At 74.5% G+C, this 26,993-nt stretch carries 25 protein-coding genes, 1 other RNA gene and 2 pseudogenes; 13 read left to right on the top strand and 15 right to left on the bottom strand.

What is annotated here, in order from left to right:
• The 3 genes and pseudogenes from C1I99_RS03780 to C1I99_RS33710 all read left to right on the top strand — a co-directional run.
• Positions 1 to 896: pseudogene (locus C1I99_RS03780) on the top strand (hypothetical protein); the annotation flags it as partial.
• A gap of 187 nt (positions 897 to 1,083) precedes the next feature.
• Positions 1,084 to 1,491 (top strand): annotated as a pseudogene (locus C1I99_RS33705) (SAM-dependent methyltransferase); the annotation flags it as partial.
• A 71-nt stretch (positions 1,492 to 1,562) separates the two neighbouring features.
• Complete coding sequence (locus C1I99_RS33710) at positions 1,563 to 1,745, top strand: hypothetical protein (protein WP_233512311.1); 183 nt, start codon at positions 1,563 to 1,565, stop codon at positions 1,743 to 1,745.
• Between the two features lie 4 nt (positions 1,746 to 1,749).
• Here the strand turns inward: C1I99_RS33710 and C1I99_RS03790 are convergent, their stop codons facing one another.
• Together C1I99_RS03790 and C1I99_RS03795 are read right to left on the bottom strand one after the other, a co-directional pair.
• Positions 1,750 to 4,812 carry a bifunctional [glutamine synthetase] adenylyltransferase/[glutamine synthetase]-adenylyl-L-tyrosine phosphorylase gene (locus tag C1I99_RS03790; RefSeq protein ID WP_111132747.1) on the bottom strand — a complete coding sequence of 1,021 codons (3,063 nt, stop codon included), beginning with the start codon at positions 4,810 to 4,812 and terminating at the stop codon, positions 1,750 to 1,752.
• Positions 4,812 to 5,576, bottom strand: a complete 765-nt coding sequence (locus C1I99_RS03795) for a type 1 glutamine amidotransferase (RefSeq protein WP_111132748.1) — start codon at positions 5,574 to 5,576, stop codon at positions 4,812 to 4,814. The genes C1I99_RS03790 and C1I99_RS03795 overlap by 1 nt, the downstream gene beginning before the upstream one ends.
• 169 nt (positions 5,577 to 5,745) lie before the next feature.
• Between C1I99_RS03795 and C1I99_RS03800 the strand changes: the two genes are divergently transcribed.
• Complete coding sequence (locus C1I99_RS03800) at positions 5,746 to 6,621, top strand: S66 peptidase family protein (RefSeq protein ID WP_111132788.1); 876 nt, start codon at positions 5,746 to 5,748, stop codon at positions 6,619 to 6,621.
• A gap of 245 nt (positions 6,622 to 6,866) precedes the next feature.
• Positions 6,867 to 7,328 carry a hypothetical protein gene (locus tag C1I99_RS03805; RefSeq protein WP_111132749.1) on the top strand — a complete coding sequence of 154 codons (462 nt, stop codon included), beginning with the start codon at positions 6,867 to 6,869 and terminating at the stop codon, positions 7,326 to 7,328.
• 217 nt (positions 7,329 to 7,545) lie between these two features.
• On the opposite strand, the gene C1I99_RS03810 is transcribed toward C1I99_RS03805, so the two are convergent.
• From C1I99_RS03810 to glnA, 4 genes are all read right to left on the bottom strand, one after another.
• Positions 7,546 to 7,923, bottom strand: a complete 378-nt coding sequence (locus C1I99_RS03810; RefSeq protein WP_111132750.1) for a VOC family protein — start codon at positions 7,921 to 7,923, stop codon at positions 7,546 to 7,548.
• A gap of 101 nt (positions 7,924 to 8,024) precedes the next feature.
• Positions 8,025 to 8,720: a helix-turn-helix transcriptional regulator gene (locus tag C1I99_RS03815; protein WP_111132751.1), complete on the bottom strand. Its 696-nt coding sequence runs from the start codon at positions 8,718 to 8,720 to the stop codon at positions 8,025 to 8,027.
• Positions 8,721 to 8,755: 35 nt separating this feature from the next.
• A complete protein-coding gene (locus C1I99_RS03820; RefSeq protein WP_111132752.1) occupies positions 8,756 to 9,181 on the bottom strand; it encodes a DUF350 domain-containing protein in 426 nt (141 codons plus the stop codon).
• Between the two features lie 89 nt (positions 9,182 to 9,270).
• Positions 9,271 to 10,620 (bottom strand): type I glutamate--ammonia ligase, encoded by a 1,350-nt coding sequence (gene glnA / locus C1I99_RS03825; RefSeq protein ID WP_111132753.1) that lies wholly within the window; start codon positions 10,618 to 10,620, stop codon positions 9,271 to 9,273.
• Positions 10,621 to 11,038: 418 nt separating this feature from the next.
• Here glnA and C1I99_RS03830 point away from each other — a divergent pair, with 418 nt between their 5' ends.
• Both C1I99_RS03830 and panB read left to right on the top strand, forming a co-directional pair.
• Positions 11,039 to 12,799 (top strand): NAD+ synthase, encoded by a 1,761-nt coding sequence (locus C1I99_RS03830; protein ID WP_111132754.1) that lies wholly within the window; start codon positions 11,039 to 11,041, stop codon positions 12,797 to 12,799.
• A 143-nt stretch (positions 12,800 to 12,942) separates the two neighbouring features.
• Positions 12,943 to 13,788: a 3-methyl-2-oxobutanoate hydroxymethyltransferase gene (panB, locus tag C1I99_RS03835; RefSeq protein ID WP_111132755.1), complete on the top strand. Its 846-nt coding sequence runs from the start codon at positions 12,943 to 12,945 to the stop codon at positions 13,786 to 13,788.
• Positions 13,789 to 13,947: 159 nt separating this feature from the next.
• On the opposite strand, the gene npdG is transcribed toward panB, so the two are convergent.
• Positions 13,948 to 14,646, bottom strand: a complete 699-nt coding sequence (gene npdG / locus C1I99_RS03840; RefSeq protein WP_111132789.1) for an NADPH-dependent F420 reductase — start codon at positions 14,644 to 14,646, stop codon at positions 13,948 to 13,950.
• 318 nt (positions 14,647 to 14,964) lie between these two features.
• Positions 14,965 to 16,398 carry an RNB domain-containing ribonuclease gene (locus C1I99_RS03845; protein WP_111132756.1) on the bottom strand — a complete coding sequence of 478 codons (1,434 nt, stop codon included), beginning with the start codon at positions 16,396 to 16,398 and terminating at the stop codon, positions 14,965 to 14,967.
• Between the two features lie 118 nt (positions 16,399 to 16,516).
• Between C1I99_RS03845 and C1I99_RS34725 the strand changes: the two genes are divergently transcribed.
• The 5 genes from C1I99_RS34725 to C1I99_RS03875 all read left to right on the top strand — a co-directional run bounded on the left by C1I99_RS34725 (position 16,517) and on the right by C1I99_RS03875 (position 20,771).
• Positions 16,517 to 17,608 carry a hypothetical protein gene (locus C1I99_RS34725; RefSeq protein WP_158553952.1) on the top strand — a complete coding sequence of 364 codons (1,092 nt, stop codon included), beginning with the start codon at positions 16,517 to 16,519 and terminating at the stop codon, positions 17,606 to 17,608.
• Positions 17,609 to 17,909: 301 nt separating this feature from the next.
• Positions 17,910 to 18,332, top strand: a complete 423-nt coding sequence (locus C1I99_RS03860; protein ID WP_146603880.1) for a hypothetical protein — start codon at positions 17,910 to 17,912, stop codon at positions 18,330 to 18,332.
• Positions 18,333 to 19,213: 881 nt separating this feature from the next.
• The gene (locus C1I99_RS33725; protein ID WP_233512312.1) at positions 19,214 to 19,465 is read left to right on the top strand and encodes a hypothetical protein; all 252 of its coding nucleotides are present in this window, start codon (positions 19,214 to 19,216) and stop codon (positions 19,463 to 19,465) included.
• 36 nt (positions 19,466 to 19,501) lie between these two features.
• The gene (locus C1I99_RS03870) at positions 19,502 to 20,002 is read left to right on the top strand and encodes an NUDIX hydrolase (RefSeq protein ID WP_111132758.1); all 501 of its coding nucleotides are present in this window, start codon (positions 19,502 to 19,504) and stop codon (positions 20,000 to 20,002) included.
• A gap of 1 nt (position 20,003) precedes the next feature.
• The gene (locus tag C1I99_RS03875; protein ID WP_111132759.1) at positions 20,004 to 20,771 is read left to right on the top strand and encodes a nucleotidyltransferase domain-containing protein; all 768 of its coding nucleotides are present in this window, start codon (positions 20,004 to 20,006) and stop codon (positions 20,769 to 20,771) included.
• Here the strand turns inward: C1I99_RS03875 and C1I99_RS03880 are convergent.
• The 5 genes from C1I99_RS03880 to rnpB form a co-directional block, all read right to left on the bottom strand.
• Positions 20,761 to 21,627, bottom strand: a complete 867-nt coding sequence (locus tag C1I99_RS03880) for an AraC family transcriptional regulator (protein WP_111132760.1) — start codon at positions 21,625 to 21,627, stop codon at positions 20,761 to 20,763. The two genes, C1I99_RS03875 and C1I99_RS03880, sit on opposite strands and share 11 nt — an antisense overlap.
• A 90-nt stretch (positions 21,628 to 21,717) precedes the next feature.
• Positions 21,718 to 22,134, bottom strand: coding sequence for a hypothetical protein (locus tag C1I99_RS03885; protein ID WP_111132761.1), 417 nt, complete (start codon positions 22,132 to 22,134; stop codon positions 21,718 to 21,720).
• Positions 22,135 to 22,333: 199 nt separating this feature from the next.
• On the bottom strand, positions 22,334 to 22,687 hold the full coding sequence (locus C1I99_RS03890) for a helix-turn-helix domain-containing protein (protein WP_111132762.1): 354 nt from the start codon (positions 22,685 to 22,687) through the stop codon (positions 22,334 to 22,336).
• A 103-nt stretch (positions 22,688 to 22,790) separates the two neighbouring features.
• Positions 22,791 to 23,216: a DUF6234 family protein gene (locus tag C1I99_RS03895; protein ID WP_111132763.1), complete on the bottom strand. Its 426-nt coding sequence runs from the start codon at positions 23,214 to 23,216 to the stop codon at positions 22,791 to 22,793.
• 203 nt (positions 23,217 to 23,419) lie between these two features.
• Positions 23,420 to 23,835, bottom strand: an RNA gene (rnpB, locus tag C1I99_RS03900) — RNase P RNA component class A.
• 311 nt (positions 23,836 to 24,146) lie between these two features.
• On the opposite strand from rnpB, the gene C1I99_RS03905 reads away from it, so the two are divergent.
• Complete coding sequence (locus C1I99_RS03905) at positions 24,147 to 24,908, top strand: sulfite exporter TauE/SafE family protein (RefSeq protein WP_111132764.1); 762 nt, start codon at positions 24,147 to 24,149, stop codon at positions 24,906 to 24,908.
• 87 nt (positions 24,909 to 24,995) lie between these two features.
• On the opposite strand, the gene mctP is transcribed toward C1I99_RS03905, so the two are convergent.
• A complete protein-coding gene (gene mctP / locus C1I99_RS03910; protein WP_111132765.1) occupies positions 24,996 to 26,645 on the bottom strand; it encodes a monocarboxylate uptake permease MctP in 1,650 nt (549 codons plus the stop codon).
• On the bottom strand, positions 26,645 to 26,887 hold the full coding sequence (locus tag C1I99_RS03915; RefSeq protein WP_111132791.1) for a DUF3311 domain-containing protein: 243 nt from the start codon (positions 26,885 to 26,887) through the stop codon (positions 26,645 to 26,647). The genes mctP and C1I99_RS03915 overlap by 1 nt, the downstream gene beginning before the upstream one ends.
• Between the last annotated feature and the right edge of the window lie 106 nt (positions 26,888 to 26,993).

Consider the following 26,993-nt stretch of genomic DNA (forward strand, 5'->3'; position numbering starts at 1 on the left):
GGGTGCTGGCGGCCGCGCTGGTGCACACCCCGGTCGGGTTGAACGCGACCCGGCTCGCGGTGATGTTCGCCCTGCCCGTGCTGGCCGCCACCGCCGTACCGCCGGGGTGGCTGGCCCGCTGGCGCCCCGGCCGCCCGGCGGCCGACCCGGCGCGGGCCGACGCCTCGGGCGTGTCGGGCGACGGCCGGAGCCGGCCGGGTCGGGTCGTCGCCGGCCTCGCGCTGGCGGGGCTGCTGGCGGCGGTCTGCGTCTGGCAGCCGCCGGTGGTCCCCGCCGACCTGCGCAGCGTCGGCGACCCGACCAGCCGGCCGGCCTACTTCACCCCGCTGCGGGACTTCCTGGCCGGCCAGCGGCTCACCGGCCGGGTGGAGGTGCCGCCGACCCGTAACTACTGGGAGGCGGCGTCTCTCGGTGAAATGCCGCTGGCCCGAGGCTGGCTGCGGCAGGCCGACATCGGCCGGAACCCGCTGTTCTTCACCACCGTCCCCGGCGCGGCCGGGACCGGGGTGCCGCTGACCGCGACCAGCTACCGGGACTGGCTGCTCGACAACGCGGTGCAGTTCGTCGCGGTGCCCGACGCGCCGCTGTCCTGGGTGGGCCGGGCCGAGGCGGAGCTGGTCACCGGCGGGTTGCCGTATCTCACGCCGGTCTGGTCCGGCCCGCACTGGCGGGTGTGGGCGGTGACCGCGCCGCGGCCGATCGTCGGCGCCCCCGGCGAGCTGGTCCGCTCCGACGGCGCGTCGGTGACCTTCCGCACCCCGGCGGCGGGCTCCGTTCCGCTCCGGGTACGGCACAGCCGCTGGCTGACCGCCACCGGCGGCGCGACCGTGGCCGCCGACGGGGAGTGGACGGTGGTCACGGTGCCCCGGGCCGGGGAATACCGGCTCGGCAGGTGACCCGCGGCGCACCGCCCCCGTGGCCGAGCCGCGTCGGCGGCACGCCCGGCACCGGCTGGGTTTGCCGTTCCGGCAAGCATCCTTGCCGGCTCTGCCGCCGGCCCGGACGATCGACGCGGCGGGCCCGCACGGCCCGCCGATCCGACGCGGCGGCCCGACCGCCGCGGTGACCGTGGCAGGAGGAACGGTGCAGGACAACGCGGACAGGGCGGACGCACGGCGGCCGGAGGTCGACGGGGAGACCGCCCGGTACTGGGACGAGCTCTACCGGCAGCGGGACCAGCTCTGGAGCGGCCGGCCGAACCCGCACCTGGTCGACGTCGCCGGCCCGCTGCCGGCCGGGGCCGCGCTGGACCTCGGCTGCGGCGAGGGCGGTGACACGATCTGGCTGGCCAGCCGGGCCTGGCGGGTGACCGCGGTCGACGTCTCCGCCACCGCCCTGGACCGGGCCGCCGCCCGGGCGGCCGCCGCCGGCGTCGCGTCCCTGGTCGACTTCCAGCTGCACGACCTCACCCGGACCTTCCCGGCCGGCACCTACGATCTGGTGTCCGCGCAGTTCCTCCAGTCGCCGCTGGATTTCCCCCGGGTCGAGGTGCTGCGCGCGGCGGCCCGGGCGGTGGCGCCCGGCGGCCGGCTGCTCGTCGTCGACCACGGCGAGGTCCCGCCGTGGGGCGCGCCGCCCACCCGCACGTACGCTTTCCCAGCCCTCAGGAGACCCTCGCCGGGCTCGACCTGGCTGCCGACCGTTGGCACACCGAACGGCTCGACGCGCCGCGACGGGCGGCCACCGGCCCGGACGGCCAGGCGGCCACCCTGGTCGACCACCTGGTGCTGGTGCGCCGCCGGTAGCGGGTCAGCCCGCCATCACCCGTTCCGTCGCCGCCCGGGAGCGGCGGCCGGTGCGCAGGTACTCGTCGAGGAACACCCCCGGGTCGTCCCGGCCGAGCAGCCGGACCACCCCGGCCAGCTCGACACCGTGCCGGGGCAGTTGGTCGCCGGCCCGGCCGCGGACCAGCATCAGCGCGTTGCGGACCTGCGCGGCGAGGGTCCAGCCGGCGGCCATGGCCGCGGCGTCCGCCGGGTCGACCAGGCCCGCGTCCCGGGCCGCCGCGAGGGCGTCGAGCGTACGCGTGCCGCGCAGCGCCGGGATCCGCCCGGCATGCCGGAGCTGGACCAGCTGCACCGCCCACTCCACGTCCGCCAGCCCGCCCCGGCCGAGCTTGGTGTGGGTGGCCGGGTCGGCGCCCCGGGGCAGCCGCTCGTCCTCCACCCGGGCCTTGACCCGCCGGATCTCGACGATCTGCTCGCGGGTCAGCCCGTCGGCCGGGTAGCGGGCCGGTTCGATCATCGCCTCGAACTCGGCACCGAGGTCCGCGTCGCCGCAGACGAACCGGGCCCGCAGCAGCGCCTGCGCCTCCCACACCCGGGACCAGCGCGCGTAGTACTGGGCGTATGCGGCGAGGCTGCGGACGAGGGGCCCCTGCCGGCCTTCCGGGCGCAGGTCCGCGTCCACGCCCAGCGGCGGGTCGGGGGCGGGCATGCCGAGCAGCCGGCGCAGCTCCTCGGCGATCGCGTGGGCGGCGGTGCTGGCCGCGCTCTCGTCGGCACCGGGCGGCGGGTCGTAGACGAAGAGCACATCGGCGTCGGAGAGGTAGTTCGACTCGTACCCGCCGAGCCGGCCCATGCCGATCACCGCGAAGCGCAGCCCGGGCAGCGACGGCTGGGCCGCCCGGGCGATACGCAGCGCCGCGGCCAGGGTGGCGTCGGTGACGTCGGACAGCGCCGTGCCCACGGCGGTGATGTCGGTGAGGCCGGGGCGGCCGCCGTCCGGGCGGGGCGATGCCGGGGCGAGCGAGCCGGCCCGGCACAGCACGTCGGCGCAGGCGAGCCGGACCAGTTCCCGGCGGCGCAGCGCACGTACCGCGCGGGTGGCCTCGACCGGGTCGGTGTGCCGGGCCGCCGCGGCGGCGAAACCCTCGCAGAGCACCCCCCGCGGGCGCGAGGTCAGTTCGCTCTCCTCAGCCAGTAGCCGCAGCGCCTCCGGCTCCCGGGCGAGCAGGTCGGCGGCGTACCGGGACAAGGAGAGCACCCGGGCCAGCCGGCGGGCCACCGGCCCGGAGTCCCGCAGCAGCCGCAGGTACCAGGGGGTGCTGCCGAGCTTGTCGGAGACCTGCCGGTAGTTGAGCAGGCCCCGGTCCGGCTCGGGGGCGTCGGCGAACTCGCTGAGCAGCACCGGCAGCAGGGTGCGCTGGATCGCGGCGGTGCGGCTCACCCCGCCGGTCAGGGCCTGCAGGTGCCGCAGCGCCCCGGCCGGGTCGGCGAAGCCGAGAATCTCCAGCCGGTGCCGGGCGGCCTCCGGGGTCAGCCGCAGCCCGTCGGCGGGCACCCTTGCCACCGACTCCAGCAGCGGCCGGTAGAGCAGCTTGGCGTGCAGCCGGCGTACCTCGGTGGCGTGGGTGACCCACTCGGCGCGGAACTCCTCCACGGCGCTCCGCCCGGGTGTCGCCGCGTAGCCGAGCGCGGCCGCCAGCCAGCGCAGCGCGGTCGGTTCGGTCGGCACGGTGTGGGTACGCCGCAGGCCCTGCAGTTGCAGCCGGTGCTCGACGGTGCGCAGGAAGCGGTAGCCGCGCAGCAGGGCCTCCCCGTCGGCGCGCCCGACGTAGCCGCCGGCGACCAGCGCACGCAACGCCGGGATGGTGCCGGGCGTCCGCAGCGTCTCGTCACCGCGGCCGTGCACCAGTTGCAGCAGCTGCACGGCGAACTCGATGTCGCGCAGCCCGCCCGGGCCGCGCTTGATCTCCCGCTCCAGCTCCCTGGGCGGGACGTTGTCGATGATCTTCCGGCGCATGGCCCGGACGTCCTCGACCGCCTCGGGGCGCTCGGCGGCCCGCCACAGCAGCGGGGCGAGCTGGTCGGCCCACTCGCGGCCCAGGGCCAGGTCGCCGGCGGCGGGCCGGGCCTTGAGCAGCGCCTGAAACTCCCAGGTACGCGCCCAGCGCTGGTAGTAGGCCAGGTGGCTGGCGAGGGTCCGCACCAGCGGGCCCCGGTTGCCCTCCGGCCGCAGCGCCGCGTCGACCGGCCAGGCGACCAGCCCGCAGATGTGGATCAGCCGGGTGGCCACCGTGGTGGCGGCGGCGAGGTCGTCGTCGCCGGCCGCCACGAAGATCACGTCGACGTCGGAGACGTAGTTGAGCTCGTCGCCGCCGCACTTGCCCATCGCCACCACGGCCAGCCGGGGCCGGCCGGTGCCCTCGGGCAACTCCCTCACCGCGATGTCGTACGCCGCCGTCAGGGTCGCGTCGGCCAGCGCGGAGAGCGCGCCCATGGTCTGCTCCAGGCCCCGGGCGCCGGTCAGGTCCGCCGCCGCGATCCGCAGCAGCGCCAGCCGGTACGCCGCGCGCAGCACCGCGACCGGCTGGCCCGCGCCGGACAGGTCGAGCCGCCCCTCGGCGGTGGGCGCCAGCCCGTCCGGGGCGGTCCGCAGCACCGGCCACTGGTCGGGGTTGGCCACCAGGTGGTCGCCGAGCGCCGAGGAGGCGCCGAGCACCGCGATCAGCCGGCGGCGCAGCCCCGGGTCGTCGCGCAGCGCGCCGAGCAGCACCGACCCGGCGGCCATCCCACCCGCGGCCCCGGTGGACGCGGGCCCGGTCGGGCCGGAGCCGCCGGCGCCCGCCGCCCGGCGCTCGGCCTCCACCAGGCGGTGCAGTTGACGCAGCGCCAGATCCGGGTCGGCGGCCCGGGAGAGCGCGCTGAGCAGCTCCTGCGCCCGCTCGTCGGCCGGTTCCTGCTCGGCCGGCCGCCACAGGCCCAGCCCATCGGGGCCGAGCAGGTCGGCGGCCCGGACGGCACCGTCGTCGTCGGCGAGGCCGAAGCCGTAGCGGGCGAGCCGGCCGGCGGCGCTGGTCGGCCGGCTCATCAGTGGCCGAGCACGGGCAGGCTGCGGCGGGCGCTGCCGTCCAGCTCGCCGAGGGCCAGCGCGGCGAACCGGGCGGCGAACGGCTGCCACACCTCCTCGACGTCGACCATCACCGCGTCGCAGGCGGCCACCACCACCTCAGGGTCGTAGCCCAGCTCCGCTAGGAGGGTGGAATCGGCGGCCCAGTCGGCGATCATCGCGGTGTCGCACTCGATGTGGAACTGCAGGCCCCAGGCCCGGTCGCCGAGGCGGAACGCCTGGTGCGGATAGCGGGTCGAGGCGGCCAGCAGGGTGGCGCCCGCGGGCAGCTCGGTGATCTCGTCGGAGTGCCACTGAAGCACGTCGGGGATCAGCGGCACGTAGCGGAAGAGCGGGTCGGCCTCGGCCGCGTCCCGCCGGCCGACCACGCCCGGGCCGACCTCCGGCCCGGACGGGCTGCGCTCCACCATGCCGGCGTGCGCGGTGGCCAGCAGCTGCGCGCCGAGACAGATGGCCAGGGTGGGCACCCGGTGCCGGACGGCCTTGCGCAGCAGCGCCTCCACCGCCGGGAACCACGACGCTCCGGGCGTGCCGTCGGGCTGCGGGTACGCCTGCTGCTCGCCGCCGAGCACCACCAGCGCCGCGTACCCCGCCAGGTCGGCCGGGAGCTCGTCACCGGCGTGCGGGCGCACCACCCACAGGTCGAGGCCGGCCTCGGTCAGCCACTCGCCCAGCCGGCGCGGGTCGTCGGTCGGGTCGTTCTCGATCACCAGCGCGGTTGCCACGACGTCGAGGCTATCCCGTTGCCCGACGAACCCCGGAACGGCTCCGCCGGGCGGTACGTCGACGGGCCGACCCCCGGCGCGGCTAGGCTCTGCCGCTGTGCGCGACCAGACACCCGCCCGCCCCGACGACGCCGTACGCCCACCGGTGCTGCGCCCCGGCGACACGGTGATGCTGGTGTCGCCGTCCGGGCCGACCCGGCCCGAGCGGGTGGCCCGGGGCATCGAGCTGCTCACCGGATGGGGGCTGCGGCCGGTGGCCGCGCCGAACGCGTACGCCCGGGCGGGCTACCTGGCCGGCGCCGACGAGCTGCGTGCCGCCGACCTGAACGCCGCCTTCGCCGACCCGGAGGTACGCGGCGTGATCTGCACCCGGGGCGGCTACGGGTCGCAACGGGTGGTGGACGCGATCGACATGGCCGCGGTCCGCCGGAACCCGAAGGTGGTGGCCGGGTTCTCCGACATCACCGCGCTGCAGTTCGCGCTCTGGCGGGGCGCCCGGCTGGCCGGCGTGCACGGACCCGGGGCGGCCTGGCGGGACGAGCGCACCCCGCTGCGCTCGGCGGAGTCGCTGCACGCCGCGCTGATGACCACCGAGCCGGTGACGGTCACCGCCGTCGCCGAGGAGGAGACCTTCCCCGTCCGGGTCCCGGGCCGGGCCGTCGGGCGGCTGCTCGGCGGCAACCTCTGCCTGATCGTGGCCTCCCTGGGCACCCCGGACATGCCCGACCTCACCGGGGCGGTGCTGCTGGTCGAGGAGGTGCAGGAGCCGCCGTACAAGGTGGACCGGATGCTCACCCAGCTGCGCCGCGCCGGCGTCCTGAACGGGTTGGCCGGGGTGGCGGTCGGCCAGTTCACCGGCTGCGCCGACGGTTGGCCGGTCGACGTCGCCGACGTGCTCGCCGAGCGCCTCGGCGACCTCGGCGTCCCGGTGCTCGGTGGCCTGCCCATCGGCCACGGCGCTGGCCAGCTCACCGTCCCCGTCGGCACCGAGGCCACCCTCGACGCCCACGCCGGAACCCTGACGGTCGCCCCCGCGGTCCGCTGACCCGTCCCACTCCCCCGGCCACGCCCCGTTGACGGCTGTCCCCACGACCCTGTTCCGTCTCCTGCTCGCCGGTCGGGCCCGCCGACCGCCCGCTTCGCCGCCCAGGTGTGCCGATGCAACCCGGTTTGTCCGGCCCGGCGGCGACGATTGCCAGCTCACTGACAGCCTCGTCATGGGTTCCCTCCAGCCGGGCTGGCCACCGTCGGTCACGTCATCGCATCACCACCGACGAGCTGGAGGACAGCATGTCCCGCACGATCAGGAAGAAGCACCTGCTGGCCGGGCTGGCCGCGGCCGGTGTACTCGGCGTGGGGATCGCGGCGCCGACCGTCGCGTTCGCGGCAAACAACGAGACGCCGTCGCCGAGCACCAGCGCCAGTGCGGGCACCGACCGGCAGCAGCAGCGCGCCGAGCGGCAGGCGGCGTTCGCCGAGGCGCTGGCGAAGGAGCTCGGCGTCTCCGCCGACAAGGTGACCGCCGCGCTGGAGAAGGTGCGCGAGCAGCACAAGCCGGCCGACCGGCCGGAGCGCGGGAACGCCGCCGACCGGCAGGCCGCTCTGAAGGAGCGGCTGGACCAGGCCGTGCAGGACGGCAAGCTCACCCAGGAGCAGGCCGACGCGATCAGCGCCGCGGCCGAGGCCGGAGTGCTGCCCGGGCCGGGCGGTCGGGGCGGCCACGGCGGCCCGGGCGGCGCCGGCGGCAAGTGATCGTCCGGCCGGCCCCGCGTCCCAGGCGCGGGGCCGGCCGGGCTGGTCAACCGCGCCGCGATGTGGCGGCGACCCTGCGGGACGCCGCCAGATCGCCGACCTCCCCGGCGGTCCGGCGGCCCGGCCACGGCGCGACCCACCAGACAGGCTCGGCCAGCCGGGCACGCCGCTACCGTCCGGCGGGCTCGGCGCGGGACGCCGCCGGATCGCCGGTCGGTCAGGCGGCAGCCGGCGGCGCGAACACGCCGAAGTGGTTGCCGGCCGGGTCGAGCAGGTGAGCGAAGGTGAGGCCGTTGTCGTTCGCCTGCACCGGCACCAGCACCTTGCCGCCGGCCGCCTCGGCCCGCCGGCAGGTGTCAGCCACGTCGGCGACCTGGACGTAGAAGATCGCGTAGTTCGGGCCCGCTCCGCCGGTGGCCCGGACCGCGCCCTGGATCGACCCCTCCGGCCCGGGGTCCACCACCCGGTACGACGCATCCGCCGTGCCCTGCTCGGTGAACGCCCAGCCGAACACGTCGGTGTAGAACCGCCCGGTCTCCTCCGGCCGGTCGGTGCCGACCTCGAACCAGCTGACCGCGTTGGTGATCGTGGACATGTGTCGCCTCCCGTTCCGCGCGCCGGCCGGTCGACCGGCGCCGTCGGCAAGCAGCCTCGGCCTCGCCGGCGACAGCGTCCTGTCGGTGTTTCCGCGCCGATTCAGACCAGGCTGAGCCGGCGGACCCGCTCGTGCGGGATGTCGAGGTCGTCGGTGGCCAGTTCCCGGTCCGGCACCCGTTCGGCGAGGGCGGTGACCGAGGTGATCCGGTCGGTGCGGAAGGCGCGGATGCCGGCGCGCAGCCGGCACCAGGCCAACAGGTACCAGTGCCGGGGGTTGCCGAGGTAGCCCAGCGGCTCCACGTCGCGCAGCGAGCCGGCGCCGGCGCGGTCGGCGTACCGGATGCGCAGCACCCGCCGCGCGAGCACCGCGTCGGCGACGCTGGCCGGGACGGGCGCCACCGGCCCGTCGCCGATCAGGTGCACCCGCGCGGCCAGCCGGTGCGCCTCCGCCACGTCGGCGGCCGGCATCACCGCCACCAGCTTGCGAAGCGCCGCCGCGGCGGCGGACGCGAACGGCGTGCCCCGCAGCCGGTGCAGCGCCACCGCCATCGCGACCGCCTCGCCGGCGGTGAGGTTGACCGGCGGCAGTGTGCGTGCCCGGTCGAGCGCGTAGCCGCCGGTGCGGCCGGGCTCGGCCCAGATCGGCACGCCGGAGGACTGCAACGCGCCGATGTCGCGCTCGATGGTGCGGGTGCTCACCTCGAAACGCTCGGCGAGCCAGCGGGCGCTGCGCGGCCGCGGCGACACCGCGCGCAGCTCTTCCACCAGGGCGTAGAGACGGTCGGTCCGGTTCACGCCCGCACGCTACGCCGGGGTTACGACGCTCCCGCTCAGGCGATGCAGGCGCAGACGATCAGCGCGGCGCCGAAGTGGGTGGCGGCGCTGACCCGGGCCGCCGGGTGCGGCTCGTCGGAACAGATGATCTCGCCGAGCCGGCCCGGCGTGAGCAGGTCCAGCACGAAGAACGCCAGCGCCATGATGCCGAGCCCGACCAACCCGAAGACGACCGTGGAGGCCAGCCCCTTGCCGAAGTCGCTGTAGCTGGTGAGGATCGCGGTGAACACGATGCCGGCGATGCCGAGCTGATTGGCGGCGAGCAGCAGCCCCGCGTTGCCGTTGCGGCGCACCCAGATCAGGTCCCGCAGCCGCCCCGGGGTGAGCAGGTCGACCAGCAGGAACCCGGCCGCCATGAGGGCGACCCCGACGATCCCGAACACCACGCTCTGCCAGGCTCCGTTGAGCAGATCCTCCAGCACCGACTGCCTCCCGACCGGCTACGCCCGGCGGGGTGCCGGCGCGGTGATCGAGACGATAGCGGCACCGCGCCACACCGGCAGCCCCGCTCTCACAGGGACAGGTAGCGCTGCCGCTCGTACGGGGTGACCTCGCGGCGGTACTGCTCCCACTCGGCGCGCTTGTTACGCAGGAAGAAGTCGAAGACGTGCTCCCCGAGCACCTCGGCGACCAGTTCCGAGCCGGCCATCACGTCGATCGCCTCGGCGAGGTTCTCCGGCAACGGCTCGTAGCCCATGGCGCGGCGCTCGGCGCTGGTCAGCGACCAGACGTCGTCCTCGGCGCCCGGCGGCAGCTCGTAGCCCTCCTCGATGCCCCGCAGACCGGCGCCGAGCAGCACCGCGAAGGCCAGGTACGGGTTGGCCGCCGAGTCCGGGGAACGGACCTCCACCCGGGCCGAGTTCGGCTTGCCGTACGCGGGCACCCGGACCAGCGCGGACCGGTTCAGGTGACCCCAGCAGACGTACGCCGGGCTCTCGGTGACCCGGTCCGGCAGCGCCTGCGGGAAGAGCCGCTTGTAGGAGTTGACCCACTGGTTGGTGACCGCGGTGTACTCCCGCGCGTGCGTCAGCAGCCCGGCGATGAACGCCCGGGCCACCTTCGACAGCTTCATCGGGTCGCCGCCGTCGTGGAACGCGTTACGCTCCCCCTCGAACAGCGACAGGTGGGTGTGCATGCCGCTGCCCGGCTGGTCGGTGAAGGGCTTCGGCATGAAGGTGGCCTGCACGCCGGTGGAGAGGGCGACCTCCTTCACCACGTGCCGGAAGGTCATGATGTTGTCGGCGGTGGTGAGGGCGTCGGCGTAGCGCAGGTCGATCTCCTGCTGCCCCGGGGCCACCTCGTGGTGGCTGAACTCCACCGAGATGCCGATCCGCTCCAGCGCCAGCACCGCCTGGCGGCGGAAGTCGCGGGCCACCGCGTGGGTGGTGTGCTCGAAGTAGCCGCCGGTGTCCACCGGCACCGGCACCGACCCGTCCATCGGGCCGTTCTCGAGCAGGAAGAACTCGATCTCCGGGTGGGTGTAGAAGGTGAAGCCCTTCTCGGCGGCCTTGGACAGGGCCCGGCGCAGCACGTGCCGCGGGTCGGCCCAGGACGGCCCGCCGTCGGGGAGCAGGATGTCGCAGAACATCCGGGCGCTCTCGCCGCTGACCCCACCCTCGAAGGGGAAGACCTGGAAGGTGGTCGGGTCGGGCATGGCCACCATGTCGGACTCGAAGACCCGGGCGAAGCCCTCGATGGCCGACCCGTCGAACCCGATGCCCTCCTCGAAGGCGGCCTCCAGTTCGGCCGGGGCCACCGACACGCTCTTGAGCGTGCCCAGCACATCGGTGAACCACAGCCGGACGAACCGGATGTCCCGCTCTTCCAGCGTACGGAGGACGAACTCCTGCTGACGGTCCACTTCCACCCCTCGTGACACGTAATCCGCCACCGGCGGAGGCCGGCCCGGCCTGACCGACCAGTCTCCACCGGCCTGGTTACGCCGACGTTACGCGACCGCCCGGCCGGCGTCCTCCCGTGCCCCGCCCCGCCCGACCGCCGGCCGGGTGTGGGCCCCGGACGCGGGCACCGGCAGGTCGCCACCCGGGCCGCCGAGCTGGCGGAACGGGCGGGCCCCGCGGACCGGCTGGGTCGACACGCGGGGGGAGAGGTCCCGTCCGCACCGCCGCCGGCAGGTGGCCTCCGGGTCCCGTCGCCCGGCCGGCCGGCAACGCCCCGCGGGGATCGTCCGTGGACCCCGCGCCGGCGGCCCGGAGGGGTGGCCGGCGTCTCCCGCCGCCGGACGTGTCCGGCCGCACCCGCTGGGGCAAGATGAGGGCATGCCCACCCTGCGTCTCGCCCTGTGCCAGGTCAACCCGACCGTCGGCGACCTCAGCGGCAACGCCGACCTGGTCCGTGCGTGGACCCGGAAGGCCGCCGACGCCGGCGCCCAGCTGGTCGCGTTCCCGGAGATGATGCTGACCGGCTACCCGGTGGAGGACCTGGTCTTCCGCCGGTCCTTCGTGTCGGCGTCGAAGGCGGCGCTGGAGCGGCTCGCCGCGGATCTCGCCGCGGACGGCTCGGGTGAGCTGCCGGTGCTGGTCGGCTACCTGGACGCGGACGGCCCGCCGCAGGTCAGCGGGGACGCCGAACCCGGCCGGGGGGCCCGTAACGCCGCCGCACTGCTGCACCGCGGCCGGATCGTGGCCACCTACTTCAAACACCATCTGCCCAATTACGGGGTGTTCGACGAGGACCGCTACTTCGTGCCCGGCGGGACGTTGACCGTGGTCCGGGTGGGCGGGGTGGACGTGGCCCTGACCATCTGCGAGGACCTCTGGCAGGTCGGCGGCCCGTTCGCCGCCGCCCGGCAGGCCGGGGTCGGCCTGGTGCTGAACATCAACGGCTCGCCCTACGAGCTGAACAAGGACGACATCCGCCTGCCGCTGGTCCGCCGCCGGGCCGCCGAGGCCCGGGCGGCCATCGCGTACGTCAACATGATCGGCGGCCAGGACGAGCTGGTCTTCGAGGGCGACTCGATGATCGTGGCCGCCGACGGCGAACTGCTCGCGCGGGCCCCCCAGTTCGTCGAGCACCTGCTGGTGCACGACGTCGACCTGCCGGCGGCCACCGAGACATCCGGCCCGGACACCGAGCTGGCCGACGGGTTGCGGGTGGTGCGCCACGCGGTCGAGGCCGTCCCGGCGCTGCCCGACGGTCCCGCCGCCACCGGCGGGATCATCGCCCCGGTCGCCGACGAGGCCGAGGTGTGGCACGCGCTCGTGCTGGGCCTGCGCGACTACGTCGACAAGAACCGGTTCCCCTCCGTCGTGCTCGGCCTCTCCGGCGGCATCGACTCGGCGGTGGCCGGCGCGCTCGCCGTGGACGCGCTCGGGCCCGATCGGGTGGTCGGCGTCTCCCTGCCCAGCCAGCACTCCTCCGAGCACAGCCGGGAGGACGCGGCCGACCTGGCCAAGCGCACCGGGCTGGACTACCGGGTCGAGCCGATCCAGCCGATGGTGGACACCTTCCTGGCGAACATGTCGCTCTCCGGGGTGGCGGTGGAGAACCTCCAGGCCCGCGTCCGCGGGGTGATCCTGATGGCGCTGTCGAACCAGGAGGGCCACCTGGTGCTGACCACCGGCAACAAGAGCGAGCTGGCGGTCGGCTACTCCACCCTCTACGGCGACTCGGTCGGCGGGTTCAACCCGGTCAAAGACGTCTGGAAGACGCTGATCTGGCGGCTGGCGACGTGGCGCAACGCCGAAGCCACCCGCCGCGGTGAGACCCCGCCGATCCCGGAGAGTTCGATCGGCAAGGCGCCGAGCGCCGAGCTGAGCCCCGGCCAGCTGGACAGCGACACGCTGCCCGAGTACGACGTACTCGACCCGATCCTGATCGGCTACGTCGACGGTGACCTCGGCCGGGAGGGCCTGGTCGCGTCCGGGCACGACCCGGCGGTGGTCGACAGGGTGCTGCGGATGGTGGATACCGCCGAGTACAAGCGCCGGCAGTCCGCGCCGGGCACGAAGATCTCGATGAAGGCGTTCGGGCGGGACCGGCGGCTGCCGATCACCAACCGCTGGCGGGAGGACGGCTGACCCGCCCGGCCGGGCCCGTTTCCGGGCCCGTGCCCGGCGGGGAGTGAAATCCTCCACAGCGCTCTGCCGCCGCCCGGTCGTCGGTGCGACGATCGCGGCGGAACCCGGGGACCGCGCAGGCGGCCTCGAGGAAGGAGAAAGCCATGGTGGAGTCCACCCCGACCGAGGTGACCGCCCTCTACGGCGGCCCGGCCACCCGGCGGGTCCGCACCCGCGACCTGATCGCCGCCAAGGAGCGCGGCGAGCGGTGGTCGATGCTCACCTCGTACGACCAGTACACCGCCGGGATCTTCGACCAGGCCGGCATCCCCGTGCTGCTGGTCGGCGACTCGGCCGCGAACAACGTCTTCGGCTACGAGACGACCGTGCCGGTGACCGCCGAGGAGTTGCTGCCGCTGGTCCGCGCGGTGGTCCGGGCCACCCGGCACGCGCTGGTCGTCGGCGACCTGCCCTTCGGCTCGTACGAGGAGGGCCCGACGCAGGCGCTGCGGACCGCCGTACGGTTCATGAAGGAGGGCGGCTGCCACGCGGTGAAGCTGGAGGGCGGCCGGCGGTGCGCCGCGCAGATCGCGGCGATCACCGGCGCCGGCATCCCGGTGATGGCGCATGTCGGGTTCACCCCGCAGAGCGAGCACGCCCTCGGCGGTTACCGGGTACAGGGCCGCGGTGACGCCGCCGACGAGGTGATCGCGGACGCCCGGGCGGTGGCCGAGGCCGGCGCGTTCGCGGTGGTGCTGGAGATGGTGCCCGGTGAGGTGGCCAAGCGCATCACGCACGAACTGCGGATCCCGACGGTGGGCATCGGCGCCGGCCCGGACACCGACGCCCAGGTGCTGGTCTGGCAGGACATGGCCGGCCTGCGTACCGGCAAGGCACCCCGCTTCGTGAAGCGCTACGCCGACCTGGCCGGCACCCTCGCCGAGGCGACCCGGCGCTTCGCCGACGAGGTCCGCGGCGGCGACTTCCCCGCCGCCGAACACACCTTCTAGGACGACAGCGACGCCCGCCGGTCGGGCGCCTCCGCGCCTGACCGGCGGCCGCGCCGCACCTGTCCGCCCCGCCCCGCGACGCCGCACCTCGACTCGCTCTCCGCCCGGGACATCTCGCGGATCATTCCCATCACCGCGCCGAGGCTGGGACGCCGACCGTCACAGGTCGGTGACGCGGATGCCGGCGTGGGCTTTGTAGCGCTTGTTGATGGCGATGAGATTGGCGGTGAACGCCTCGATCTGGTGGGCGTTCCGCAGGCGGCCGGCGTAGATGCCGCGCATGCCAGGGATCCGGGCGGCGAGCGCGGCGACCACGCCCACCAGTTCCCGGTCCTCGGTGCAGATCAGCACGTCCAGGTCGATCCGGTCGATCTCCGGGTCGGCCAGCAGCGGGGCGCTGACGTGGTTGAAGGCCGCGCAGACCCGGGAGTCGGGCAGCAGCGCGGCCGCCTGCTGGACGGCGCTGCCCTCCGGGACCTGGAGCGCGTACGGGCCCTGCTTGTCGAAGCCGAGCGGATTGACGCAGTCGACGACGATCTTCGCGGCGAGCGGTTCGGCTAGGGCGGCGACGGTGGCGGCGTGCCCGTCCCACGGCACCGCGATGATCACCACGTCGCTGCGCCGGGCCACCTCGTCGTTGCCGGCACCGCTGACGCTGGTCGCGGCAGGTACGCCGGGCAGCGCCGCGATCTCCGCGGCGGACTGCGCGGCCCGCTCGGCCGACCGGGAACCGATCAGCACCGTCTGCCCGGCCCGGGCGAACCGGTAGGCGAGCCCCCGCCCCTGGTCACCGGTGCCGCCGATGATGCCGACGGTGAGCCCGGACACGTCGGGCAGCGTGCTCGCGTCGTATGCCATGCGCTCATCCTCGCAAATCCACTCTGCCGGCAGCAGCGCCCGGCGCTGTGACAAACCCCGCTGCGCCGGAACGGCCGGCAGCGACGGCCGGGCGTGGCAGGCGCCGGGCACGCAGTGCGCGAAGCCGGTCTCGCCGCGCACGTTGGCGGTGGCGTCCTACCTGGACACCTCGGGGACGACGGGATCGCCGGCCCTGATCGGCGCGCGGTGCCGCATCGGCGGCAGCGGAGGCGTCGCTGCCCGTCAGGCGGCAACCGCCGAGGGGGACGGTCGGCGAACGCCGGTGCCGCGCCCGGTCAGCGGAGGCGTCGCTGCCGGTCAGGCGCGTTCGAAGGCCACCGAGCGGGCGGCCGGGTCGGCGGTGACCAGCCGGACCCGGATCCGCTCCCCCAGCGGCAGCTCACCGAGGCAGCGGGCGCGCACCGGCGGGTCGTCCAGCGCGACCGTGCCGCCGGGCGGACGACCTGGCCGGGACCGGCCGTTCGGCGGGGCGTCGACGTCCAGCACCGCCGCGTCGAAGGTCTCCCCCACCCGGTGCTCCAGCAGCACCGCCTCGGCCAGCTCGATCGCGCCCCGGGTGGCCGCCGAGGCGGCGCGGTCGGTCGCGGCCATCACCTCCGGCAACCGGGACAACGCCGCCCGCGCCCAGTCCGGCACTGGCCGGCCCTCCTGCAGGGCCAGACAGACCTCCGTGGCGTACCGGTCGGCCAGTCGCCGCAACGGCGCCGTGACATGGGCGTACGCGGCGGCGACCCCGCCGTGCTCCGGCTGATCGGGCAGCGCGCCGTCGAAGGCGGTGTACGCGGCGCCGCGCATCAGCTCGGCGGCCTGATCGATGAAGGCCGCCGCCCGGGGTTGGGCCGGGTCCAGCCCCGCGATCACCTCGCCCGGGCCGGCCCCGTCGGGCCAGTGCACGCCCAACGGGGCGGCGGCGGCCCGCAGGCGCGCCACCGCCTCCGGCTTCGCCGCCGGCATCGTACGCAACAGGCCGATCCCGCCGGCGAGCATGATGTCGGCGGCGGCCATCCCGGTCAGCAGGGAGATCTGGGCGTTGTGCTCCTCCATCGGCACCGGACCACGCAGCACCAGCCGCCAGCCGTCGCCATCGGCCTCCACGTCTTGCTCGGGCAGTGGCAGGTTGATCGCCCCCCGGCGCAGGCCCCGGGCGGTGAGCAGGGCACCGATCTCAGGCAGCAGGGCGACCGGGTCGGGCAGCCGCCCGGCGTCGGCGGCGGCCTGCACCGCGACGTAGTCGAGTTTGGCCCGACTACGGACCAGGGCGCGTTCCAGCGTCACGGCGACGGTGCCGCCGTCGGCGTCCAGGTCGATCGTCCAGATCACGGCGGCCCGGTCGACGTCCGGCAGCAGGCTGGCCGCGCCCTCGCTGAGCGTCACGGGGTGCAGGGGCACGTTGCCGTCAGGCAGGTAGACCGTCTGCCCGCGGCGCCAGGTCTCCTCCTCCAGCGCCCCGCCCGGGCGTACGTGCGCGGCGACGTCGGCGATCGCGTACCGCACCCGGTAGCCGCCGCCGGCACGGCGGCTGAGGTGCATCGCCTGGTCCAGGTCGCGCGAGGTCGCCGGGTCCACGGTGACGAACGGGACGTCGGTGCGGTCGACGGCCGGGCGGGGCGGCATGGTCGCGGCCTCGTCCGCCTCGCGCTGCGCCGCGGCCGGGAACCCGTCGGGCAGTCCCAACTCGCGGCGCAGCGCGCCGAAGTCGATGCGGGGCGCGAGGACGCGTCGGATCACCACGGGGTCAATCCTGACAGCGTGGCAGGTGATCCGCTTCCCCGGGGCGCGCCGCGGTCGGCGCGCCGGCCTCGGTCAGCCGGCGGCGCCGCGCGCGTTGGCGCGTGCCCCCCGGGACGACGTGATCCGGCCAGTGACCTTCTGGGCCGGGGACTTGCGCGCGGCGACCCTCTTGGCCGGCGCCTTCGCGGCGCTGGTCTTCCTCGCCGGAGCCTTCTTCGCCGCCGCCTTACGGGTGCTGGCCGAGGAGATCCCGGTCGCTCTCTTCGCCGGGGCCTTCTTGGCGGCGGCCTTGCGGGCGCCCACGGTGGGCCGCGTCGTGGCCGCCTTCCTGGCGGCGGTCTTCTTCGCCGGGGCCTTCGCCGCCGTGGTCCGCTTCGCCGGGGCCTTCGCCGCCGTGGTCCGTTTCGCCGGAGCCTTCGCCGCCGTAGTCCGTTTCGCCGGAGCCTTCGCCGCCGTAGTCCGTTTCGCCGGAGCCTTCGCCGCCGTAGTCCGTTTCGCCGGAGCCTTCGCCGCCGTAGTCCGCTTCGCCGGAGCCTTCGCCGCCGTAGTCCGCTTCGCCGGAGCCTTCGCCGCCGTAGTCCGCTTCGCCGCCGCCGTCTTGGCCGCGGTCGTCTTCCTCGCCGCCGCTGCCTTCGCGGCGGTCGTCTTCGCGGCGGTGGTCTTCCTCGCCGCCGCCGTCTTGGCCGCGGTCGTCTTCTTCGCCGCGGTCGCCCTTCTCGCCGCCGCCGTCTTCGCGGCGGTCGTCTTCTTGGCTGGGGTCGTCTTCTTCGCCGCGCCAGCGACCTTGGTCGCCGCCTTCCTGGCGGGGGCCTTGGCTGCGGTGGTCTTCTTCGCCGGGGCCCGGCCGGCGCCGCCGGCCGCCTTCTTCGCCGGCGCTCTCTTGGCCGGCGCCTTCTTCGCCGCCGCCGTCGATGGGGATCGACGGGTGGGGGCGGTCCGGGTCACGCCAGCGGTCCGCTCCGTCGCGGCGGTCTTCTTCGCGCTGGCACGTTTGGCGGCCGGGCGGGTAGTGGCCTGCTGTGCTTCGGCCATCTCGGTTCCCTCCTTGGGGACGTGCTCTCGCGTGTCTCCTCGCGGAGCACGGAGTACCTCGACGCGGGCCGTCCCGCGCCGCCTACCTGTCCTCCCCGGCCCAACGGGCGTCCTCGGCGTCCCACACCTCGTTGCGCTCCCGCACCCGCTGCAGCGCGTTCTCCGCGTCGGCGGCTGAGGCGTACGGCCCGAGAACGTGCTTGGCGGGGCACACGTCGGCGTCGGTCTCGACGCGATGGTGTCGGGTGCACCAGTAGTAGTGCCCCCCGCTTCCGCTGTCGCTCATGGGATCACTGTGCCCCGCGAACCACCCGAACGCCACCGGAACACCACAAGTCGCCGACGTTCTCCACAGTAGACGTGCTTCCCCGCCGCAGGGGCCCGAACAGCGAAAACAACCACCCGGGCGGTCCACGGGAGCTGCCGGAGGCAGCGCGACGGGGCAGCCGGAGGGTGCCCCGGTGGCGCACAATCCCGGGGTGCGACACGGGGGAACATGGCTGCGGCGCGGCCTGGCCGCCGCCGCAGTGCTGACCGTCCTCGCGGTGGTCGCGGTGGCGGTGGGGGTACCCCTGCTCCGGGACCGGTCGCAGCGGCGGTTGGAGCAGCGCGCCGACCGGGAGGTGAACGCCATCGCGCAGCGGGCCCGGGCCGACCTGCTGGCCGACCCGTCCGCCGGGGAGGCGACGCTGCGGCGGGCCGCCGACGCCGTGGACGGGGTCGAGGTGCTCGCCGTGCAACGCTCCGACGCCGGGGTGCGGCTGGTCTTCCGGGTACGGGTGGCCAAGACGGCCACGTCGGTCTTCGGCTGGCAACAGGCCGACTCGGCGGCCTGCTTCGCGCAGCTGGTGCACACCGGACCCCGGCCGGCCGCCCTCGAACGCCTGCCCTGCCCGGGCTGACCCGGACGCCCGACCGCCTGGGCCCGGGCCGGTCACCGCCGCGCGACACGGTGGCGGTCACCGCCGGGCTCGGCTGAACAGCCGGTTCCGACCGGCGGCGCCGATGGGCATGATCCTGCCTCGTGATCGACACGATGTCCGGCACAGGCCTGCCCGCACTGCGGCACCGCCACCGTGTCGCTGCGGGACGCGGCGCCGTGGTGCCCCGGCTGCGAGTGGAACCTTGACGCGTACGACGCCCACCGGCGGCCGCCCGAGTTCGGCTGGCGACGGGTGGACCGATGGAGTCACCGGCTGGCGTACCGGCTGACCCGACGCCAGTTCGCCCGGTTGGCCGGGCGCCCGCTCGGCGCGACCGGTTACGCCGCCGACCGGCTGCTGACCGCGACGGTCTCACTGGCGTTACTGGCCGGCGTGGCCGCTCTCGCGGTCACCGGGGTCTGGCTGATCGTGGCGTTCCGGTTCCCCAACCCGTCCATCGTGCTCGGCGTCGCGCTGCTCGGCCTGGCCGTCGCGCTGCGACCCCGGTTCGGCCGGCTCGACCCTGAGTCGGAGGTGCTGTCGAAGGAGCGGGCGCCGCAGCTGCACGCCCTCGTCGCGGAGGTGGCGGCGGCGGTGGGCGCGCCCGCACCGGACGTCGTCGCGGTGGACGCGGACCTGAACGCGTACGCGGGCCTGGTCGGGGTACGCCGGCGGCGGGTGCTCTGCCTGGGCTGTCTCGCGGTGCGCGACAGCCAGCGGGCCGAGTACCTGGCCGACGACCTGGCGGCGCAGGCGGGCGGGTCGACCGCCGCGACGGGGATGCTGGAGGCCTTCCTCGCCGTGGAGTCCGTGGCGCTGGCCGTACGCCGGGAGGTGCGGGCCGGGCACGACGCGGACCGTTGGCGGACCGCGGCGGCCGAGGCCCGGACGGCGGCGGCGACCGGCTGCCGCGGCTGCGGCAGCTCTCCGTCCGCGACGAGGTGTCGCTCTTCGCCTCCCACCCGCCCGCCGGGCTGCGCCGGCGGATGCTGCGGGGCCGGCCGTGGCGGGACCCGGCGGTGGTGCTCACCGCGGAGCGGGCGGCCCGGATCGACGCCGAACTGGCGCCGGAGTACGCCCGGGCCGGCCGGACAATCAGTTGGTCGGGCTGACCGGGGGAAGTGCCGGGATGGGGTTAGGGTCGGCGGGTGGGCGTACCGGACTACATCCTGCGGATGCGCAAGCACATCGGCCACGACCTGCTCTGGCTGCCGAGCGTCAGCGCGGTGGTCCGGAATCCCGCCGGCGAGCTGCTGCTCGGCAGGCGCGCCGACGACGGGCGCTGGTCGGTAGTCAGCGGCTTCGTCGAACCGGGCGAGCAGCCGGCCACCGCGGTGGTCCGGGAGGTACGCGAGGAGACCGGGCTGGAGGTGGAGCCGGTCCGGCTGGCCAGCGTCGTGTCTCACCCGCACACCTACCCCAACGGCGACCGGTGCGAATACCTGAACCTCGGCTTCCACTGCCGCCTGCTGGGCGGCACCGCCCGGGTGAACGACGACGAGTCGGTGGCCGTGGAGTGGTTCCCGCCGGACCGGCTGCCCGAGCTGGACCGGCATGCCCGCCTCACCATCGGGCGTGCCCTCGGCGCCGAGGCCGCCGCCTGGTTCCTGCCCGCCGGCACGGTGTGGACCGAGGACGCCGACAACTGACGTGGACAGCACCCTACGCCGGTATCTGGCGGACCTGGCCGGCGCGGCCCGCGCCGTCCTCGGCGACGACCTGGTCGGCGCGTACGCGGCCGGCTCCGTGGGTCTGGACGCCTACCAGCCCGGGCGCAGCGACGTCGACGTGGCGCTGGTCTGCGCGGAGGCGCTCGACATCGAGGTCCGCCGGCAGCTGGTGGCCCGCCTGCGGCACGAGGCGCTGCCGTGCCCCGCAAGGGGACTCGAACTGGTCGTCTACCGCCGGGCGGTCGCCGGCAGCGGCACCCCGGAGCCCGGGTTCGAGGTGGAGCTGAACACCGGGCGCCGGATGCCGTTCCGGGCGACGCTGGCCGCCGCGGACCGGCCGGTCGCGGACGGGCTGTTCTGGTACGGGCTGGACCGCAGCATCCTGCACCAGTGCGGCCACGCCCTGCTCGGCCCGCCGGCCGCCGAGATGTTCGCCGACCTCTCCCCGGCCGACCTGCGCCGGCTGCTGCTCGACGCGCTGCGCTGGTGGCTGGCCCTGCCCGCCCCGCCCGGTGACGAGCCGGCGCCGGGCGCGGAGGACGCGGTGCTGGGCGCCTGCCGGTCCCTGGTGAAGGTCCGGCACGGCGTGTGGCTGTCGAAGACCGCCGCCGGCCGCCGGCTGGTCGCCGACGGCTGGCCCGCCGAGCTGATCGGACGCGCGATCGCCGCCCGTGCCGGCGGGCCGCCGCCGAGCGGCGCGGAGGCCCGTGCCTTCCAGCGCCGCGTCCTGGCGGAGATCAGCCGCTGACCCGCTCCACCGGAATCCACAGCTCGGCGTCCGCCTCCGTGCCGGCGGCCGAGATGCGGGTCCGGGAGATCTCCGGTCCCGGTCGGGTGCGGTACGGGTTGGACGGGAACCACTGGGTGAACACGTCCCGCCACAGGTGCTGCAACGCCTGCGGGAACGCCCCGGAGACCTCGAAGACCGCCCAGGCGCCCGCCGGCACCCTCAGCGCGTCCAGGTCGGCCGGGGCGTCCGCCCCGGTCACCACCCCGTGCCAGTAGTCCAGCTCGGTGCCCTCCACGCGGCTGCCCGCGAGGTTGTCGCTGACGTTGACCAGGCCCACCGGCTCCTGGTCCGACAGCGCCTCGATCCGGCGTACCGTCTCGGCGTCGATCCCCTTGACGAAGCTGACGATCGCCCGGTTCATCCCCTCGTACACGAGCGGGACCCGGGCCCGGCGACCCACCAGCCGGAACTCGTCCTTCTGCACAATCCGGTACCGCATGCTGCTGCTCCCTTCGACGGTGAGGCGGAAGGACATCCGGGGCTGTGAGCGCAGCACCGCCCCCGTACGCCGGGCCTCGCCGGGCCCGACGCCGTGCACGGCGTGGAACGCCCGGGCGAACGCCTCGGCCGAGCCGTAGCCGTAGCGGACCGCGACGTCGAGCAGCGTCCGCTCCCCCGCCAGCACGTCGGCGCCCGCGACGGTCAGCCGGCGGCGGCGGATGTACTCGGACAGCGGCATGCCGGCCAGCGCCGAGAAGAACCGCCGGAAGTGGTACTCCGACGTCAGCGCGATCCGCGCCAGCTCGGCCACCTCGATCCGCTGGTCGAGGTGCCGCTCGATGTGCTCCATCGCCTGGTTGAGCCGCTCCAGCACCCGGGTCTCCTTCCCTTCTGAGCAGCGACGCTAGGCGGGCGGGATGGTGCCCGACCCGACATGCTGTGCCCGCTCCGGTCGGGGGACGGACTAGTCGTCCTCGTACCGCCTGCGGTGCCACCAGGGCGGTGGCCGCCCGCTCCGGTCCCGCCAGCGGCGCGGATCCGGCTGCGTACGGCGTCGAAACTCGTCGTCCAGCTCGCCGAGCAACCTCCGCAGTTCCGAGCCTGGGCCGAGCGGGAGGGCGTGGGCGACCGCCTCAAGCCCGTCCCGCACGATGGCGATGTCCAGATACATGCAGCTGGGGCATGCGGGACACGGCGAGGTGAAGAGCCGCAGTTGGCGGCCGGGCCGACGGAGGAAGTCCCGGTAGGTGCGCAGGAGAACGGCGGCGTTGCCGGGTCGGACGTGCCAGTCGCGGGAGCGGTGCTCCACGAGGTGGATCGCGGCGCTCGTGGCGGGCGACAGGCGATCGACCGGCGGGAACTCGTAAACCCACTCGGGCACCCGGAGGTCGTCGCGGTGTCGTGCGGCGCGGATGGCGCCTGGGCGTCTACGCGGCACGGCCCTTTCGTGCGGTCGTCATGCGGTCATGATCCCACAACGAGCCACCGAGGACGATGCTCGGCGGATGGTGCGGCGTCTCGTCCAGGCCGACGGCCGGTGGCGCGGACGGGTGCGGCCACGCAGCCGAGGGCGACAGCGATCAGGCGTCGCCGGCGCGAAGCTCTCGGGCGAGTGCTGTCAACTGTTCAACCTGTTCCGGGGTCAGCCAGCACGCTGCGGCTACCAAGCTGCCAATCTCGTGACTCGCCCGCCACGGCCCCGGTCGGTCCACGTCGTAGTCCATCGGCAGTCCGGCGATGACCAGCAGGTCAGCCACAGCCATCTCCAGTGCCGGAGCGATGTCCTGAAGCACTTCCGCCGTTGGTTCAGCCGTGCCGGCGAGCAGCTGGTTGATGGTCGATTCCGCTCGCCCGGACGCACGGCTCAGGGCTCGCCGGGTGAGACGGCGGTTGGCCATCAGCCCGTGCAGGATCGCGGCGAAGGTGGCAGCCACGCCGACGACCCTAACGCGACGCTCCCAACCAGCCGGCTGCCGACGTGTCGGGCCTCAGGACGTCCGGGACAGATCAGTCTCGGGACGTGGGCGACACATCCGGCTAGCCGCCTGGGCAGCGATTGTCGCCGCCGCTGTGCTCCTGGCAAACGGTGGGCGCTGGTGGCGGCGGAGGCGGTGGAGTCAGCGTTCGGTACGCCCCCGCCGCGAATGGAGCCACGAGTGCACCGAGCACGATCGCTAGCGCCAAGTAGAGCGCACCCGTCCGTACCAGGCGGCCCGTGAACGCGGCGATGGCGATGAGGATTAGCCCGCCCACGGCCACCACCGCCACAAGCAGCGTCGCGCTCGCCCCCTTCTGGCGCAGCTCCGCCGACCGAACCCCTTGGTTGGAGTGGGCATCTGCCCAACCTTCCAAGCCGATGCCGAACCACCACCACAGCAACAGCGACATCGCTAGCGCCCATGCCAACGTCAGAAGCGCGACGGTCGTAGGAGCCCAGCGGGAAGAGGCCGTCAAGCTCGTCATGCCGCGACGATAGAGCCGGTTGCCGCCGACGCGCTTGAGTGCCGGTACCTACCCTTCACCGGCAGCCCGGGCTGTCGGCCGTCAGCGGGCCGTCTGGGCCATCATGGGGTCGTCAAACGCGACCAGGGATGGCAACTACAACCGGCAGCACCCGAAGAGCCAGCAGGTCACCACCACGTACGGGCGGCTGACCTGTAGGGCGACGGACGAGTCGACCTGTACGCCGGATTCTGTGACCGGCACGGGCCCGCGAGGGCTCGCGCCGGCGGCGGCCATCCATCTCGGCCTACCGTCGCCGGCAGGCTCCAGCGGCCTACCCGCAGACATCGGGCGGGCCGCCCTCAAGCGTCTGCGCGGGTCGTCATCCTGCCGGCGACGACCCTCTCTTGGCCTTGCTCCGGGTGGGGTTTACCGAGCCACCCCGGTCACCCGGGGTGCTGGTGGGCTCTTACCCCACCGTTTCACCCTTACCGTCCCCGATGGGGCCGGCGGTCTGTTTTCTGTGGCACTGTCCCGCGGGTCACCCCGGGTTGCCGTTAGCAACCACCCTGCCCTGTGGAGTCCGGACGTTCCTCGGCGGCGGGCCGTAACCCGCCGACGCGACCGCCCGGTCGACTCGTCCGTCGCGCACTCATCCTAACGACGCCACGGCCGCGTCTATTGCCGCCCCGGTCGCCCGCCCTCGCTGGCACAACCCCGACCATCGGGACACCCGCCTCGATGACCGCCCAGACGTCCCAGGCACGGCACCCTGACCGACGTCGACATGGAGGCGACGGGGCTTCGCCACCGAGGTCGTCCTGACCCCGCCGGGCCCGTACTCCCCCGCGCCGGACGCGGGACGCCCGAGAAGTGGTCATTCGACGCATTGGGCGCTCTTGCCGTGCCGCAGGGGCCTCTCGTCTCGGGGGGTACTAGCCTCTGGGGATCATGGATCTCTCCGACGCCGCGCTGCTGCTCGTCGCCGGTCTTGCCGCCGGAACGGTGAACGCGGTGGCCGGAGGCGGCTCGCTGATCACCTTCCCGGCGATGATCGCCGTCGGGTTGCCGCCGGTGCCGGCGAACGTGAGCAACTCGGTGGCGGTGTTTCCCGGGTATGTGGCGAGCGTGGCGGGCAGCCGCACGGACCTGCCGGCCGGCCGGATCCTGCGCACTCTCGTGCCCACCACGATCGTCGGCACGATCGCCGGAGCTCTGCTGCTGCTGGCCACCCCACCCCGGGCCTTCGAGCTGGTCGTGCCGTTCCTGGTGCTCGGGGCGACCGCGGTGCTCGCCTTCCAGGATCCGCTGCGCCGGCTGGTCGGGCACCCGCGCGACCTGTCGCCCCGCCGCCGCACGGTCGGCCTGCTGGCGATGGTCGCGCTCGGCGCGGTGTACGGCGGCTACTTCGGCGCGGCGCTCGGGGTGATGCTGGTCGCCGGGCTGGCCCTGGTGCTGGACGTGACGCTGGCCCGGGTGAGCGCGATCAAGAACCTGCTGTCGGCCGTGGTCGGGCTGACCACGCTGGTGGTCTTCGCGCTGTTCGGGCCGGTGAACTGGGCGGCCGTCGCGCTGGCCGCCCCGGCCACGCTGACCGGTGGGTACGCCGGCGCCCGGCTGATCCGCCGCCTGCCGTCGGTGGTGCTGAAGACCCTGATCGTGGCCTTCGGCACGGTGATCGGCCTCTACCTGCTCTGGCGCGCGCTCGGCTGACCGGAGCTCGGCCCGGCGGTGGCCGCGCCGGCCCACGGCACGGCGCGGCCCGGGGCCCGTCACACGGGCACCCGGGCCGCACGGCCGTCAGGCCACCGGTTCCGGGGCGGCGCCGGCGTCGCTACGCTCGCCCGGGGTGACGCGGGCGTCGCCCTCGTCGGCGAAGTAGTCGTCCGGCGCGGTGCGGTCGCCGCCGTCGCGCACCTTCGCGGCCCGCAGCACCAGCGTCAGCAGCGCCGCGACGGCCAGGTTGACCAGCACCGCCACGATCCCGACGTAGATCGTTCTCGGGGTGTCGAAGCCGAACTTCTCCAGCGGGAACGCGGAACCGCCGAAGTGCTTCCGGGTCGGGCTGGACACCTGGTAGAGCATCCACATGCCCAGCCCCATGCCGGCCGCCCAGCCCGCGATGAGCGCGCCCCGGTGGAACCAGCGGGTGTAGAGGCCGAGCGCCACCGCCGGCAGCGTCTGCAGGATGATCACGCCGCCGATCAGCTGGAGGTCGATGGAGAACTGCGGGTCGAGGAAGACGATGCAGGCCACCGCGCCGACCTTGACCACCAGCGAGGTGATCTTCGAGACGTTCGCCTCCTGCGCCGGGGTGGCGTCCCGCCGCAGGTACTCCTTGTAGATGTTGCGGGTGAACAGGTTCGCCGCGGCGATCGACATGATCGCGGCCGGCACCAGCGCGCCGATGCCGATGGCCGCGTACGCGACGCCGGCGAACCAGTCCGGGAACTCCTGGTCGAACAGCACCGGCACGATCGTGTTGCTGTCCGCGCTGCCCTCGGTCGCCCCGGGCAGCGGCGCGACTCCGGCCGCGATGGCCATGAAGCCGAGCAGCGCGATCAGCCCGAGCAGCAGGCTGTACGCGGGCAGCGCGGACATGTTCCGCTTGATCACGTCGCGGTTCCGGCTGGCCAGCACGCCGGTGAGGCTGTGCGGGTAGAGGAACAGCGCCAGCGCCGATCCGAACGCCAGGGTGACGTACTGGAGCTGGTTGTTGGCGTTGAGCAAAATCCCGTCGTTCGGGTTCGGCGAGGCGTCGAACTTGGCGTCGGCGGCGGCGAAGATGTCGCCCCAGCCGCCGAGCTTGTAGGGCAGCCAGAGCACCGCCACCAGGATCACCACGTAGATCAGGGTGTCCTTGACGAAGGCGATCAGCGCCGGCGCCCGCAGCCCGGACTGGTAGGTGTAGGCGGCCAGGATGGCGAACGCCACGATGATCGGCAGGTGCCGGGCCAGGGTGCTCTCCCCGGTCACGCCCATGGTCTTGAGCACCGCCTCGATGCCGACCAGTTGCAGCGCGATGTACGGCATCGTGGCGACGATCCCGGTGATCGCGACCAGCAGGGCCAGGACGGGCGAGTCGAACCGGCTGCGGACGAAGTCGGCCGGCGTGACGAACCCGTGCCGGTGCGACACCGACCAGAGCCGGCACAACACCAGGAAGACCAGCGGGTAGATGACGATGGTGTACGGCACGGCGAAGAAGCCCATCGCGCCCGCGCCGAAGACCAGCGCCGGCACCGCCACGAAGGTGTACGCGGTGTAGAGGTCACCGCCCACGAGGAACCAGGTGATCCAGCCGCCGAAGTTGCGCCCGCCCAGTCCCCACTCGTCGAGGTGGGCCATGTCCTTCGGCGCCCGCCACCGGGCGGCCACGAACCCCATCGCGCTGACCAGCAGGAACAGCGCGGTGAAGACGATGATCTCGGTGAGGTGGTCCTGCCACATCAGCGGCCACCCCGCTTCTTCGTCATCTGGTACACCAGCGTCGTGGTGGCCACGCCGACCAGGATGTAGGCGAGCTGGAGCCAGTAGAAGCGCGGGAACCCGAGGACCCGGGGCGAGTCACCGTTGAAGAAGGCCGGGATCAGCGGCAGCACGATGGGGATGAAGAGCAACCAGTTCCAGGGGCTTTTGTCCTTCGCCCTGGTCGGCGCCGCGCTGGGCGCCTCCGGCTCTGGTGCGGCCATGTGACACACCTCCGGGTGGTCGTAGATCGACATGTGACGGCCGGAGGCTACGGCCCTGTGAACGCGGTCACGTTCGGCCGGCAAAGACCGATGCGCCGAACGGCCG

The organism is Micromonospora deserti, assembly GCF_003236335.1.
Classification (GTDB): domain Bacteria; phylum Actinomycetota; class Actinomycetes; order Mycobacteriales; family Micromonosporaceae; genus Micromonospora; species Micromonospora deserti.

What these genes read in the sequence shown, in the direction of transcription:
- C1I99_RS03800 (WP_111132788.1), top strand. Translation starts at nt 5,746, where the DNA reads ATGCTGGTGTCGCCGTCCGGGCCGACCCGGCCCGAGCGGGTGGCCCGG.
- C1I99_RS03830 (WP_111132754.1), top strand. Translation starts at nt 11,039, where the DNA reads ATGCCCACCCTGCGTCTCGCCCTGTGCCAGGTCAACCCGACCGTCGGC.
- C1I99_RS03805 (WP_111132749.1), top strand. Translation starts at nt 6,867, where the DNA reads ATGTCCCGCACGATCAGGAAGAAGCACCTGCTGGCCGGGCTGGCCGCG.
- C1I99_RS03905 (WP_111132764.1), top strand. Translation starts at nt 24,147, where the DNA reads ATGGATCTCTCCGACGCCGCGCTGCTGCTCGTCGCCGGTCTTGCCGCC.
- C1I99_RS03810 (WP_111132750.1), bottom strand. Translation starts at nt 7,923, where the DNA reads ATGTCCACGATCACCAACGCGGTCAGCTGGTTCGAGGTCGGCACCGAC.
- panB (WP_111132755.1), top strand. Translation starts at nt 12,943, where the DNA reads ATGGTGGAGTCCACCCCGACCGAGGTGACCGCCCTCTACGGCGGCCCG.
- mctP (WP_111132765.1), bottom strand. Translation starts at nt 26,645, where the DNA reads ATGTGGCAGGACCACCTCACCGAGATCATCGTCTTCACCGCGCTGTTC.
- C1I99_RS03895 (WP_111132763.1), bottom strand. Translation starts at nt 23,216, where the DNA reads ATGACGAGCTTGACGGCCTCTTCCCGCTGGGCTCCTACGACCGTCGCG.
- C1I99_RS03790 (WP_111132747.1), bottom strand. Translation starts at nt 4,812, where the DNA reads ATGAGCCGGCCGACCAGCGCCGCCGGCCGGCTCGCCCGCTACGGCTTC.
- npdG (WP_111132789.1), bottom strand. Translation starts at nt 14,646, where the DNA reads ATGGCATACGACGCGAGCACGCTGCCCGACGTGTCCGGGCTCACCGTC.
- C1I99_RS03915 (WP_111132791.1), bottom strand. Translation starts at nt 26,887, where the DNA reads ATGGCCGCACCAGAGCCGGAGGCGCCCAGCGCGGCGCCGACCAGGGCG.